The organism is Streptomyces asoensis (assembly GCF_013085465.1).
GTDB classification, from domain to species: domain Bacteria; phylum Actinomycetota; class Actinomycetes; order Streptomycetales; family Streptomycetaceae; genus Streptomyces; species Streptomyces cacaoi_A.
Window position 1 is genome coordinate 8,865,595 of sequence record NZ_CP049838.1, and the last position, 12,081, is coordinate 8,877,675.

Sequence of the window (12,081 nt, forward strand, 5' to 3'; positions counted from 1 at the left end):
GACGGCGAGTGCTTCCTCCCCCGGCCTGCTCGGCCGCTCGGCCTGCCGTCAGGGCGCGGAGAGTTCCTCACGGACCGTGCGGGCGGCGGCGACCAGGTTCTCCAGCGAGGCGCGGGTCTCGGGCCAACCGCGGGTCTTCAGGCCGCAGTCGGGGTTGACCCAGAGACGCTCGGCGGGAATGGCCCTGAGGCCGGTACGGAGCAGCTCGGCGGCCTCCTCGGCGCTCGGGACGCGGGGGGAGTGGATGTCGTAGACGCCCGGTCCGGCCTCGCGCGGGTAGCCGTGCGCGGCGAGTTCGCGGGCGACCTGCATGTGGGAGCGGGCGGCTTCGAGGCTGATGACGTCGGCGTCGAGGTCGTCGATGGCCTGGACGATGTCCCCGAACTCGGCGTAGCACATGTGGGTGTGGATCTGCGTGTCCGGACGCACTCCGCCGGTGCTGAGCCGGAACGCCTCGGTGGCCCAGGCCAGGTAGGCCGGGCGGTCGACGGTCCGCAGCGGCAGGGTCTCGCGCAGCGCGGGTTCGTCCACCTGGATCACCGAAGTCCCGCCCGTCTCCAGGTCGTCGACCTCGTCGCGCAGGGCGAGGGCGACCTGGCGGGCGGTGTCGCCGAGGGGCTGGTCGTCGCGGACGAAGGACCAGGCGAGCATGGTGACGGGGCCGGTGAGCATGCCCTTGACCGGGCGGTCGGTGAGGGACTGGGCGTACGTCGTCCAGCGCACGGTCATCGGTTCGGGGCGGGAGATGTCGCCGGCCAGGATCGGCGGGCGGACGTAGCGGGTGCCGTAGGACTGCACCCAGCCGTGCTCCGTGGCCAGGTACCCGGTGAGCTGCTCGGCGAAGTACTGGACCATGTCGTTGCGTTCGGGCTCGCCGTGCACGAGGACGTCCAGTCCGGCCTTCTCCTGGAAGGAGACGACGTCCTGGATCTCGGCCCTGATGCGCTCCTCGTAGCCGGCGGTGTCGATCCGGCCGGTGCGCAGGTCGGCGCGGGCGGTGCGCAGTTCGCCGGTCTGCGGGAAGGAGCCGATGGTGGTGGTCGGCAGGAGGGGCAGGCCGAGGTGGGCGCGTTGGGCCGCGGCCCGCTCGGCGTACGGCTGGGAGCGGCGGGCGTCGGTGTCCCTGACGGCGGCGGCGCGGGCGCGGACGGCCGGGTCGTGGGTGATGGGGGAGTTGGCCCGGGCGGCGAGGTCGGCCCGGTTCGCGGCCAGTTCGCCCGTGATCGCGTCGGTGCCGAGGGCCAGGCCCCTGGCGAGGGCGACGACTTCGGCGGTCTTCTGGCGGGCGAAGGCCAGCCAGCGCCGGATCTGCGGCTCGATGTCCCGCTCCAGGGCCGTGTCGAGGGGCACGTGGAGCAGCGAGCAGGAGGCGGCCACGTCGACCCGGTCGGCCAGCCCGAGCAGGGTTCCGAGGGTGGCGAGGGACTTCTCCAGATCGTTGATCCAGACGTTGCGGCCGTTGACGACACCGGCGATCAGCCGCTTGCCGGGCAGGCCGCCCACGGCCGCGAGGGCGTCGAGGTTGGCGGCTGCGGCGTCGGTGAAGTCCAGGGCGAGCCCGTCGACGGGGGCCTTGGCCAGGACCGGCAGGGCGTCGCCGAGCCGGTCGAAGTAGGAGGCGACCAGGAGCTTGGGCCGGTCGGTGAGGGCGCCGAGATCGCGGTAGGCGCGGGCGGCGGCGTCCAGTTCGGCCGGGGTGCGGTCCTGGACGAGGGCGGGCTCGTCCAGCTGTGCCCACTCGGCGCCGGCCGCGCGCAGGTCGGCGAGGACCTCGGCGTACACCGGCAGCAGCCGGTCCAGCAGGGTGAGCGGCTCGAAGTCCGCGGGCACGCCCGGGGCGGGCTTGGCGAGCAGCAGGTAGGTGACCGGGCCGACCAGCACCGGGCGGGCGCCCAGCCCGAGGGCGAGGGCCTCCCCGAGCTCGGCGACCTGCTTGGCCGGATCGGCCGTGAAGACGGTGTACGGGCCCAACTCGGGCACCAGGTAGTGGTAGTTGGTGTCGAACCACTTGGTCATCTCGAGCGGCGCGACGTCCTGGGTGCCGCGTGCCATGGCGAAGTAGCCGTCGAGCGGATCGGTGGCGACGGCGGCGCGGTGGCGGCCGGGGATCGCGCCGACCATGACGGTGGTGTCCAGGACGTGGTCGTAGTACGAGAAGTCGCCGGTCGGGACCTCGTCGATGCCGGCGTCGGCGAGCTGCCGCCAGTTGGCGGCGCGCAGTTCGGCGGCGGTGGTTCGGAGGGCGTCGGCGGTGACGCGGCCCTTCCAGTAGCCCTCGATGGCCTTCTTCAGTTCCCGGTTCGGGCCCTGGCGGGGGTAGCCGTACACGGTGGCCCGTGCTGCCGCGGCTGCGGACTTCGCTGTCACGGAAATCTCCTTCGCGAGACATCTCCCTGGGATCCCGGGACGGGACGCGAGCGCGAAGGGGTGACGAACCGGACGGAACCGACCTCGCGCGGCACAGCGCGGTCATCCGCCTGATATGTACGCCGACCCGCCCACGAGGTCACCGGGATCTCCGCGCACGAGTCCTTTCGTGCGCGGGCAACGGGCAGGTCTTCGGACTCACGGGCACGTCTCGTCGTACAAGGGTCGTACGAGACACCTACTGGCCGTCGCTTCCCAGACCCTGTTCGTGGGTCCAGTGCGTATGACGGCGTCGTTCCCGCTCACCGCTGCGGGGCAGTCCCGGATTTCCACCGGGTTCCCTCTTGCGACGCATCCCGCCTGGCGGACGGGGCGAACCAGCTGCACCCGCCAGCCTAGGGGGCAGTCCTTTGGTGCGGCGGATCACGTCCGGCATTCGGATGGTGAGGTGGAACACGCGTTCGGCATGCTTGGAATGCGCGGAGAGCGGGAAGCGCCGCACTCGCGCTTCCCGCCCGTCGCCTGGGCACAACCGCCGGATCCCTCGACCGGCGGTACGGCCCGGGCCTCTCGGCCCGGTCGCGCCAGGGTGCTCGGTCCCGGCCGTACACCTGGAATCCCCGGCCGGTCTTGCGGCCCAGCAACCCGGCTTCCACCATCTGCCGGAGCAGCGGGGGCGGAGCGTGGAGGGGTTCCTTGAACTCGTCGTACAGGGACTCCGCGATGGAGGCCACGGTGTCCAGGCCGATCAGGTCCGCCGGCTTCAGCGGGCCCACGGGGTGGGCGCAGCCCAGTTCCATACCGGCGGCGATGTCGGCGGCGGTGGCGAAGCCGGACTCCGCCATCCGGACGGCCGCCAGCAGATACGGCACGAGCAGCGCGTTGACGACGAAGTGTGGCACCTGCCCGCTCTGGAACGTCTACGAGGCGTTCGCCGTGCCCGGCCGCATCCACGTCCAGGTCGCCGAAATGCCCGACGGACAACGCTACTTGTGGACGGCCCGCGCGATCACCCGGCACCGTGGCGGCTGGGGCGAACCCGGCAAGACCTTCGCCGTCGGCCTCGGCTGCGAGATCCGCCACGCCCACCGGCTCGTCCACTCCGACGGACTCGACCTCGCCAACGCCTCCGCCGCCACCCCCATCGGCATGGGCTGCCGCGTCTGCGAACGCCTCGACCGCCCCCAGCGCGCCGCACCACCCCTCGGGCGGCCGTTGCGGATCGACCAGAACAGCACCACGTTCGTGCCGTACCCGGTACTTCCGCAAGGATGACCACGTCCGAGCGACGGCCGCGTGACCTTCCTCATGCAACCGGTGTCGGCTGGATCTGTCAGGCGAGCTCGGGCGGCTGACCCGTGGTCCACATCGCCTGGACGGACATGCGGCTGATGCGCCAGCCCTCGCGTACGCGCCGGAGTTCGGCCTCCCAGTAGCCGCCCACCGTGAAGAGAGGGTTGGCGCCTTCACCGCGCTGCTGAAGCGTGGCGTCGTGGTGAACGTGCGTCATCAACGCGTTCCAGGACGCCGTGGCTCTCCCCGCCGCAGCTTCGACGTCGACCAGGACATCGGAGGCGATGTGCTGGGTGCGGGCGTACCGCTCGAGTGCCTCCTCGGCGTGCGCCATCGCTTCGACGCCGTCGGCCGCGCCTATCGGTGTCACCGTTCGCACGTCGTCGGTGAGGTAGCCACGGGCCCAGTCACCATCGAACTTCCGCTCGTCCAGGGCTCGGAAGAAGCGGCTGATGAGCGTGCTGATCTCGGTGTGATCCGTCTGCGTGGTCATAGCCAAAGCGTCTGCCCTCAACCGCACTTGAGGTCAAGATCGCAGCAAGTCGGCCTCGGCGGGGCTTCGTCCGAGCGGTCGCCGAGGATCTGCCCCACCACCACGGCGGCATGGACCCGGGCGGCTGTGCCGAACGGCATCCCGTGGCATGCATGGCGCGATCGCGGGTACCGGCGCACGTGACCGGGGGAGTGAGGGCGAGACACGTGGAATCCCACGCCGGAGGCGACGGCCGTACCGGGCTGGACGGCCACCTGATGCGTGCCGGATACGCCCTGGGCGCGGACGACGGCTGCATCGCAGACGCCCGCCACCACGCCATCGCCTTCATCGACCAGGCCCATGACCACCATCGCCTGCCCGATCCGGCACGCGCGCGAGACCTCACTCAGCTCGTGGTCAGCGAGCTGGTCACCAACGCCCACAAGTACGCCTCCGGCCCCGTCCTGATGGAACTGCGCCTCACCGCCCATGCGGTGGACGTCGTCGTGTGGGACAGCGACCCGACCGTTCCCGCGGCCCGGGCAAACGATCCCGGCAGAATCGGCCAGCACGGCATGGAGATCGTCAAGGCCGTCACCGAGGACCTCTTCATCGAGCAGGAACCGGTCGGCAAACGCATCACGGCCCGCATCGCCCTGGCTGCCACACCCCGCGACAGCACCACCCGCACCTGACACAGCGGCAGGTCCTCTCCGGCCGCGCGTGCGGCTCGACCTGCGTCGAGCACGCCGTCACCGGATGCGGTGGGTCTCCCAGAAGGGGCGGAGGTCCTCGTCCGTCATGGACTGGGCGGCCCTCTTGAAGTCGGCGGTGGTGGAGACGCCGTACCAGTGGTCCTGGACGTACCGTTCGAGGAGCCGTGCCATGGTGTCGGCGCCGAGGGTGCGTTCCAGGTCGGCCAGGGCGCAGGGCCCGGCCGTGTAGACGAGGTGGTACTCGCCGCGGTGCTGCGACCAGTAGGCCATCGAGGCGGTCAGCGCGGTGTTGTCGTCGGGCCAGTAGACGTCCGACCAGCAGTCGCTGGTCTCCCAGCCGTAGAAGCGGGCGTTGGCGTACTGGGCGAAGCTCTCGTCCAGCCACGGTGAGGTGTACTCGTCGTTGCCGACGATGCCGTACCACCACTGGTGCGCCAGCTCATGGACGACGGCGCTGCCTTCCTCGGTGGTGCCGAGGAGGACGAGGCCGGGGTACTCCATGCCGCCGCCGAACCGGGGGGTCATCACGAGGTCGATCTCGCCGTACGGATAGCGGCCGAACTCCCGGCCGAACCGGTCGATCGCGGCGACGGCGTCCGTGCCGTTGAGACGGACGCCCGCGGCGGGGGTGTCGGGCGTCCAGTACGACTTCACGCGCACGCCCCCGGGCGTGGTCCGCGTCGCCGTGCGGAACGGGCCCGCGGCCCACGCGAAGTCCCGCACCCGGTCCGCGACGCTGAGGGTGACCGTACGGCCGGGGCCGCCGGGGAGGGTCCGGGTGTGACCGGTCGCGGGCACTTTCAGGGTCGACGGGTGGTCGAGGCGGACTCGGAAGTCGCTCGTCAGCGCGTAGAAGCTCTCACCGAGCGCCACGTACGGGTCGAGGTGCCACCCCCTCGCGTCGTGCACGGCGAGCACCGGCAGCGCGTTGCCGAGGAAGCGGTAGGCGCCCTCACGGCCGAAGCGGGCATTGCGGTCGGGCACGGTGACGGAGACATCGAAGGCGACGGACGTCCGCTCGCCGCGCGCGAGCGGCTTCGGCAGGGCGATGCGCAGGGCCGTGCAATCCACGGCGGGACGCCCCGGTGTGCCACCCTCCACGCTCGACACGATGACAGGGGCGGGCGCACCGGGTGTGCCGCACTTGTCCTCGCCGTTGCCCCACAGCCGTAGGTACACCTCACGCAGAGGCTGATCGGATGTGTTGCGGAACGACACCCGCTGCCGTCCGCTCCAGTGGCCGCCGTCGGCGTCGGAGCGCAGAGTCACGTCGTAGCGAGCGCGATCGGGCGTCGCCGCGGCACTGGACACCCCTGGCCCGGCTGCCGCGCCGGCCTCATGCACACCGGCGCCGACCGCCGCGAGCAGCACGAGCAGCACGACGAACAGACGACGACGGGGCATGGACGGCCACACGGCCAACGGCGACATGCCAGCCGATACTGCCACAACACGCCAGCCACGGAACGGACTTGGGCAGACCTGCGTGGACCTTTCGGCCACGCCACCAGGTCTCGCGGCAACCGTCACGCGCCGGGGGTGTCCGGCCGCATCGGCCTGCCGCCGACCTGCACGATGCCCGATTCGTAGGCGAACACCACCGCCTGGGCGCGGCTGTGGAGATCGAGCTTGGTCATCAGCCGGTGCAGATGTGTCTTGACGGTGGACTCGCTGACGCACATGTGCTCGGCGATCTCCTCGTTGGCGAGACCCTTGGCGACGAACCCGAGCACCTCGACCTCGCGGCCCGTGAGCATGCTCGTCGAGTCTGTCTCGGCCCGCGACTGCTGCTGGTGGACGACGTGCCTCTCGATGAGCCGCCGGACGTGGGCCGGGGCCACCAGGAGATCGGCGGAGAGGGTCGCCGTGACGGCGCTGAGAAGCTGTTGCGGCGGCATGTCCTTCAGCAGGAAACCGCTGCATCCGGCGCGCAGGGCAGCGTAGACGAACTCGTCGTCGTCGAAGGTGGTGAGGACGACGATGCGCGGAGCCGGGTCAAGACCGAGGGCGAGAATGCGCTCCGCGGCCGCGAGGCCGCTGAGCCGGGGCATCTTGATGTCCATCAGGATCAGATCCGGGTGGTGCTCGCGTGCCGCGGCGACGGCCTCGACGCCGTCCGATGCCTCCACGACCGGGCCGAGCCCTTCCACCGTGCGCAGAAGCGTGACGATGCCGGAGCGGATGAGATGCTGATCGTCCACAACCAGGATGCGGGCCACAGCGCTCCTCGCAGATGCTCACGTCACGGATCAGCCGCCGTTGCGGTCCTGCCCCAGGGGAAGACTGAGTTGCACCTGGAATCCACCCTCCGGACGCGTACCGGCTGTCAGCGAGCCGTGCCAAATCTTGGCCCGTTCCCGCATTCCGATCAAGCCGTGTCCGGACCCGGCGGTGGATGTGGCCGAAAGTGGGCCGCCGTGGTCGAGAACAGCCACTCGTAGTTCGTCGTCCAGGTAGCGGACGGCCACTTCGGCGGTGGCCGACCCGGAGTGCTTCACGACGTTGGTGAGGGCTTCCTGGACGACACGGTAGGCGCACAGTTCGATCCCCGGGTGCAGGGGCCTGCGCTCTCCCGCGAACCGGACCTCGACATGCAGGCCGGCCGCCTCCAGCCGCTCGGCGAGCGCGGGAATGCGGTCGATGTCGGCCAGCAGGTCGTCGGGGACCGGGTCGGCCGGATGCTCGGGACCGGATGCGCCGCCGAGATCGTAGGTGCGCAGTACGACCAGCAGTCGGCGAAGCTCCTCCAGCGACTCCCGTCCGGCCGCGGCAGCGGTGCCGAGCGCCTTGCGGGCGGAGGGAGGATCGGTGAAGAACACGTACTCGGCCAGCCCGGCCTGAAGAGTCACGATCGTCATGTGCTGCGAGATCGTGTCATGCAGCTCGCGCGCGATGCGGAAGCGCTCGTCGAGGACGGCCCGGCGGGCTTCCTGGCGCTGCTGCTGATCGAGCAGGGCGGTCAGCCGCCGCAACTCGGCGTTGCGTTCGGCGAGACGGCGCTGGGTGAGCCCGACGGTGAAGGCGACGGCCGGCACGATCAGGGCCTGCACGGGCACGACGGGCCAGGGCAGCCGGCCGCACACTCCGCTGAGGGCGATGACCGCCGAGAGCAGCGCGGTACCGCACACGATGCGGCCGCGTCCTTCCCGGGCGGCGACGGAGATGAACGCGACCGCCGGAACCCAGAAGTTGAGGGAGGGCTGATATCCGAGCAGCAGATATCCGGCGAAGCCGGCCGCCGTGATCACCAGCACGCCGAACGGCCGGTTCTCCCGCAGAGCGAGTGACAGGGCGATCAGCAAGGTGAGCAGATATGCCCACAGATCGAACGGCCGCCAGGGCGCCGGATGGTAGAAGGCACCGGCCAGGCAGCCTGCGAGGGCGAAACCGACGGCGAGGGCGACGTTGACCGGGCGCGGGCGGAAGGCCTCCGTCGCGGGCATCCGGACATGGTAGACGACGGTCCTCAACTGATCCGCCTCCTACGAGAGTTGCAGATGATCGCCTGCCCTGCCGGGGACGTCCCCGGCAGGGCAGGCGAAGCTCAGTGACCGGGAAGTGGTCCCGGTCGAGGTCCGTCAGGAGGACATGATGAAGTCCAGGGCGAACCCGGAAGCGGTCGTCCAGTAGGTGACGCGGGCACCGTCGTCGAACGCGACCTTGCGGGGCAGGTCGACGCCGATCGGCTCGCTTCCGTCGCTGCCGAGCTCGCGGCCGTGGAGGAGGAGGGTGATCGAGTTCGTCTCGTACTGGTCCATGGGGACACCGGAGGCGAGCAGCGCCGCGTACGCCTCGTCACCCGGAGCGAGAGTGACGGGCCCCGACTTCGGGTCGCTGTCCTCGTACACGTCGATCGGATACCGGGCCTCGGCGTAGTCACCGAGAAAGATGTGCGGGTAGTGGTAGACGTTGCACTTCTTGTCGCCGGCGTTGGTGACGGTGATGAGGAGATGCTTGGGGACCTCGCCCTTTCCGTCCTCGAGCGTGGTGCCGAAGGAGAGGTCCTCCGCGGCGCAGGCGGGGACGGCACCGCTGCCGCCGCCCCCGGTGGCGCCCGAACCGCCGCTCGGCGTGGCCGAACCCGTCGAACCGGGCGTGGCCGAGCCGGTCGCACCCGGCTTCGCCGGGCTCGTCGCGCTCGGCCGGTCCGAGGCGGTGGAGCCCGCGCCGTCGGCCTCACCCGGCTCGCACGCCGTGGACGCGAGGAGCGCGCCGACCGCCGCGGCCCCGACGGCCCAGGACTTCCAGCCCTTGGGGCTCCTGGACATCCTGCGGTTCCTGCACACAGCAGCATTCATGGTGTTCCCCCGTGGCCGGCCGCGCCGGCCGCTCTCGACTCCGGTCCGCCGAAACGTCGTCCCGGTGATGCCGAGGCTAGGAGAACGAGGGTGCCGACGGCGTCCGGCAGAGAGTCAGTACCTCCGTCAACTTCCGGCGTCGAGCGGCAGCTCGGCGTAGACCGGCGCCGACGACAGGGTCAACCTCCGGTGGACCCGTCCGTCACCCATCGCCCGTCGTCATGCGGGGTAGGGGGTGGTCTCGCGTGCCGTGCGCAACGCGCCTGCCCACCAGGCCAGTTGGTCGAACAGGGTCTTGGCGTACCCGGGGGCCTGGGGGTCGAGCGGACGGCCGTCCTGCCACGCGGTGTAGTAGTTCGGAAAGGACAGGCCGTCGCGGATGGTCACCGCGTGCAACTCGGTCAGCACGTTCTCCAGGTGCAGCACCGCGTGTCGGCCGCCTGCCGCGCCGCCGTAGCTGACGAAGGCAACGGGCTTGGCCGTCCACTGGGTGAAGTGCCAGTCGATGGCCGCCTTCAACGAGGCGGGGTAGCTGTGGTTGTACTCCGGCGTGACCACGATGAACGCGTCGGCGCTCTCCAGCGCCGACGTCAAAGGCGCCATCGCGGCCGGACGGGGGTAGTCGTCGCCGGCGTACTTCGGCGAAGCCGCGGGCAGCGTGAGCGGGATGTCGATCTCGGCCAGATCGACGACGTCCACGTCGAAACCGGCGTGCAGGCGCGCCTGTTCGGCGATCCACGAGGCGACGACCGGGCCGAACCGTCCCTCCCGGACGCTCCCGACGATGATCACCAGCTTGTGCTTGTCGTTGTCCATGCCCGCCACGATCAGGCCGCACCGTGACCGAAGCCAGACCGAGCTCAGGCTGGCCCCCGCAGGGCCACGCTGAGCACCGCGCGGGCAGCGGGCAGCGTCCTATCCTCATCGCATGGGCACGCCGTTGGGGGATTTCGTCCGGGCCAAGCGCGACAGCATCCAGCCGCAGTCGCTGGGGCTTCCCGATCGCGGCCGCCGCCGGTCACCGGGGCTGCGGCGCCTGGATCTCGCCGCGCGGGCCGGCATCAGCGTCGAATACCTGACCCGCATCGAGCAGGGCCGGGACCGCCGTCCCTCGGTGGCGGTGATCCACGCGCTCGCCGACGCTCTCAGCCTCGACCTCTCGGAGCGCGAGCACCTGCGCTACCTCGCGAAGATCACCGGCGGCGAATGCCCCACCCACACCCGGCCCGCACCACCGCGCCGGGATGTGCGACCGGCGGTCCTGGAAACGCTCCGCCTCCTCGAACCGGGCATCGCGATGGTCACCAACCGGCTGGGCGACGTCCTCGCCCACACCGGCGCATACGAGTCGGTGACCAGCGCAGCCGGACTGCTCGACATCGACCCCCCGAATCTCACCCACTACGTCTTCACCGACGCCCGCGCCCGTACGTTCTTCGCCGACTGGGACGACATCGCCGACGAGCAGGCATTCGACCTGTGGCTCGGGCCGTCCGCCGAGAACTCCGCATGGCTCACCGCGCAGCTCACGGTCCTCGCCGGACCCGACTTCACCCGTCGCCGGAACCGCCACGTGGTTCCACGACGAGGCATCCTCCGGCTCAACCACCCCTCCGGACACGAACTCCGGCTGCGCCGCGAGACGCTCGAACTCTCCTCGGACGCACAGCAACTCGTCGTCTTCCTTCCCGACGACGACAAGACGGCTCAGGCCGTCGAGCAACTCCGCCAACGGCCCCACGGCCGACTCCGGGCCATCTCGTGACCCCCGTGACGGACTCCGCCATAGGGGCGGCTTCAGTCGTCGCGCCCGACACCGCGATCGGGTGCGCTCATGTCCCCCGTCCCGGGCGTGCCCTCGGCGAGCCCGTAGCGCAGGTACACCGTGCCCTTCGGACCGGCTGCCGGCGGTTCGAGAAGTGTGACGTTCGTGGGCACCGCCCCACCGTCGAACACCTTCTTTCCGACGCCCAGCACGATCGGGTGCACCCAGAGGTCGAGACGGTCGAAGAGCTTCTCGCGCAGGAGGGTCTGCACCAGGTTCAGGCTCCCGACGACCTTCACGTGCTCGTGCCGGTCGCGGATCTCGCGCACCGCGCCGGCCAGATCCGGGCCGAGCTGCGTCGACCCGGCCCACGAGAGGTCGGGCCTGCCACGGGAGGCCACGTACTTCGGGACGCTGTTGAAGAGCGTGGCGATCTCGTTGTCCTCGCCGCCCTCCTGGTGCGGCCAGTAGGCGGCGAAGATGTCATACGTCCGGCGGCCGAGCAGGAGGGCGTCCGTGCCCTCGTACGCGGCACCGACCTGCGCCCCGGCAGTCTCGTCCAGCAGGGGCGCCTGCCAGCCGCCGAACGGGAACCCCGCGGGGTCCTCGTCGGGGCCGCCGGGCGACTGCCCGACGAGGTCGAGGGTCGCGAACAGCTCGATGTGGATGAGGCCCATGCTGTGCTCCCGATGAGTCGGTTGTCTCGTTCGGCAGGTAGACCTGTGGGCGCCGGCAGACTCATCGCTGCGACGGCACCCGGTTTCGTACCCGTCGACCGCCTTGCCCGGTGCACCGGTGACCACCCCGGGCGGGCGTCCGCCCCTCTTCCAGGCTCTTCCAGGATCGGGGTTTCTGCCGGGCCGGGCCATCCGGACGACCGAGAGCCGCGGGCAGAGGTGCGGCCGTGCGGCCGTAAGGGTTGGCACTGTCAGCCCAGGAAGTCCGTCAGCCGGTCGTTCAGGTGCTTCGGGGCGGTGAGGGGCAGGGAGTGGTGGGTGGCTCCGGGGAGTATGGCCACCTCTCCCTGCGGGAGCGCCGGGCGGCCACGTTCCAGGCCTCGGTCCGGCCGCCAAGCCGGTGGCGGTCTTCGCCGGGCCTGGCCGGACAGGCGGCAGCGCGCCCGAGGTGTCGTGGCCCTGTTCGACGAACACGGCGGCGGCCCGCTCG

At 70.9% G+C, this 12,081-nt stretch carries 10 protein-coding genes, 2 pseudogenes and 1 riboswitch; of the genes and pseudogenes, 3 read left to right on the forward strand and 9 right to left on the reverse strand.

Annotated elements, in window-relative coordinates; translation table 11 throughout:
- Positions 1-48: 48 nt before the first annotated feature.
- Both metE and G9272_RS39435 read right to left on the reverse strand, forming a co-directional pair.
- Positions 49-2,367 carry a 5-methyltetrahydropteroyltriglutamate--homocysteine S-methyltransferase gene (metE, locus tag G9272_RS39430; RefSeq protein ID WP_171401005.1) on the reverse strand — a complete coding sequence of 773 codons (2,319 nt, stop codon included), beginning with the start codon at positions 2,365-2,367 and terminating at the stop codon, positions 49-51.
- Between the two features lie 166 nt (positions 2,368-2,533).
- Positions 2,534-2,764, reverse strand: a riboswitch (cobalamin riboswitch).
- Positions 2,765-2,966: 202 nt separating this feature from the next.
- Positions 2,967-3,260, reverse strand: a pseudogene (locus tag G9272_RS39435) (3-hydroxyacyl-CoA dehydrogenase family protein); the annotation flags it as partial.
- Positions 3,261-3,264: 4 nt separating this feature from the next.
- Between G9272_RS39435 and G9272_RS39440 the strand changes: the two are divergent.
- Positions 3,265-3,642 (forward strand): annotated as a pseudogene (locus G9272_RS39440) (DUF2083 domain-containing protein); the annotation flags it as partial.
- A gap of 58 nt (positions 3,643-3,700) precedes the next feature.
- Here G9272_RS39440 and G9272_RS39445 read toward each other — a convergent pair.
- The gene (locus G9272_RS39445; protein WP_171401006.1) at positions 3,701-4,153 is read right to left on the reverse strand and encodes a nuclear transport factor 2 family protein; all 453 of its coding nucleotides are present in this window, start codon (positions 4,151-4,153) and stop codon (positions 3,701-3,703) included.
- A 206-nt stretch (positions 4,154-4,359) separates the two neighbouring features.
- Between G9272_RS39445 and G9272_RS39450 the strand changes: the two genes are divergently transcribed.
- Positions 4,360-4,830 (forward strand): ATP-binding protein, encoded by a 471-nt coding sequence (locus tag G9272_RS39450; RefSeq protein WP_171401007.1) that lies wholly within the window; start codon positions 4,360-4,362, stop codon positions 4,828-4,830.
- Positions 4,831-4,887: 57 nt separating this feature from the next.
- On the opposite strand, the gene G9272_RS39455 is transcribed toward G9272_RS39450, so the two are convergent.
- The 5 genes from G9272_RS39455 to G9272_RS39475 all read right to left on the reverse strand — a co-directional run bounded on the left by G9272_RS39455 (position 4,888) and on the right by G9272_RS39475 (position 9,965).
- Positions 4,888-6,255 carry a M1 family metallopeptidase gene (locus tag G9272_RS39455; protein ID WP_171401008.1) on the reverse strand — a complete coding sequence of 456 codons (1,368 nt, stop codon included), beginning with the start codon at positions 6,253-6,255 and terminating at the stop codon, positions 4,888-4,890.
- Between the two features lie 122 nt (positions 6,256-6,377).
- Positions 6,378-7,070 carry a response regulator gene (locus G9272_RS39460; protein ID WP_171401009.1) on the reverse strand — a complete coding sequence of 231 codons (693 nt, stop codon included), beginning with the start codon at positions 7,068-7,070 and terminating at the stop codon, positions 6,378-6,380.
- Between the two features lie 30 nt (positions 7,071-7,100).
- On the reverse strand, positions 7,101-8,294 hold the full coding sequence (locus tag G9272_RS39465) for a sensor histidine kinase (RefSeq protein WP_171401010.1): 1,194 nt from the start codon (positions 8,292-8,294) through the stop codon (positions 7,101-7,103).
- Between the two features lie 135 nt (positions 8,295-8,429).
- Complete coding sequence (locus tag G9272_RS45605) at positions 8,430-9,119, reverse strand: DUF4232 domain-containing protein (protein WP_171401011.1); 690 nt, start codon at positions 9,117-9,119, stop codon at positions 8,430-8,432.
- A 249-nt stretch (positions 9,120-9,368) separates the two neighbouring features.
- The gene (locus tag G9272_RS39475; RefSeq protein ID WP_171401012.1) at positions 9,369-9,965 is read right to left on the reverse strand and encodes an NADPH-dependent FMN reductase; all 597 of its coding nucleotides are present in this window, start codon (positions 9,963-9,965) and stop codon (positions 9,369-9,371) included.
- 112 nt (positions 9,966-10,077) lie between these two features.
- On the opposite strand from G9272_RS39475, the gene G9272_RS39480 reads away from it, so the two are divergent.
- The gene (locus G9272_RS39480; protein ID WP_171401013.1) at positions 10,078-10,914 is read left to right on the forward strand and encodes a helix-turn-helix domain-containing protein; all 837 of its coding nucleotides are present in this window, start codon (positions 10,078-10,080) and stop codon (positions 10,912-10,914) included.
- A 32-nt stretch (positions 10,915-10,946) separates the two neighbouring features.
- On the opposite strand, the gene G9272_RS39485 is transcribed toward G9272_RS39480, so the two are convergent.
- Positions 10,947-11,591 carry a dihydrofolate reductase family protein gene (locus G9272_RS39485; protein ID WP_171401014.1) on the reverse strand — a complete coding sequence of 215 codons (645 nt, stop codon included), beginning with the start codon at positions 11,589-11,591 and terminating at the stop codon, positions 10,947-10,949.
- Positions 11,592-12,081: the final 490 nt, after the last annotated feature.

What these genes read in the sequence shown, in the direction of transcription:
- G9272_RS39445 (WP_171401006.1), bottom strand. Translation starts at nt 4,153, where the DNA reads ATGACCACGCAGACGGATCACACCGAGATCAGCACGCTCATCAGCCGC.
- G9272_RS39455 (WP_171401008.1), bottom strand. Translation starts at nt 6,255, where the DNA reads ATGCCCCGTCGTCGTCTGTTCGTCGTGCTGCTCGTGCTGCTCGCGGCG.
- G9272_RS39465 (WP_171401010.1), bottom strand. Translation starts at nt 8,294, where the DNA reads ATGCCCGCGACGGAGGCCTTCCGCCCGCGCCCGGTCAACGTCGCCCTC.
- G9272_RS45605 (WP_171401011.1), bottom strand. Translation starts at nt 9,119, where the DNA reads ATGTCCAGGAGCCCCAAGGGCTGGAAGTCCTGGGCCGTCGGGGCCGCG.
- G9272_RS39475 (WP_171401012.1), bottom strand. Translation starts at nt 9,965, where the DNA reads ATGGACAACGACAAGCACAAGCTGGTGATCATCGTCGGGAGCGTCCGG.
- G9272_RS39480 (WP_171401013.1), top strand. Translation starts at nt 10,078, where the DNA reads ATGGGCACGCCGTTGGGGGATTTCGTCCGGGCCAAGCGCGACAGCATC.
- G9272_RS39485 (WP_171401014.1), bottom strand. Translation starts at nt 11,591, where the DNA reads ATGGGCCTCATCCACATCGAGCTGTTCGCGACCCTCGACCTCGTCGGG.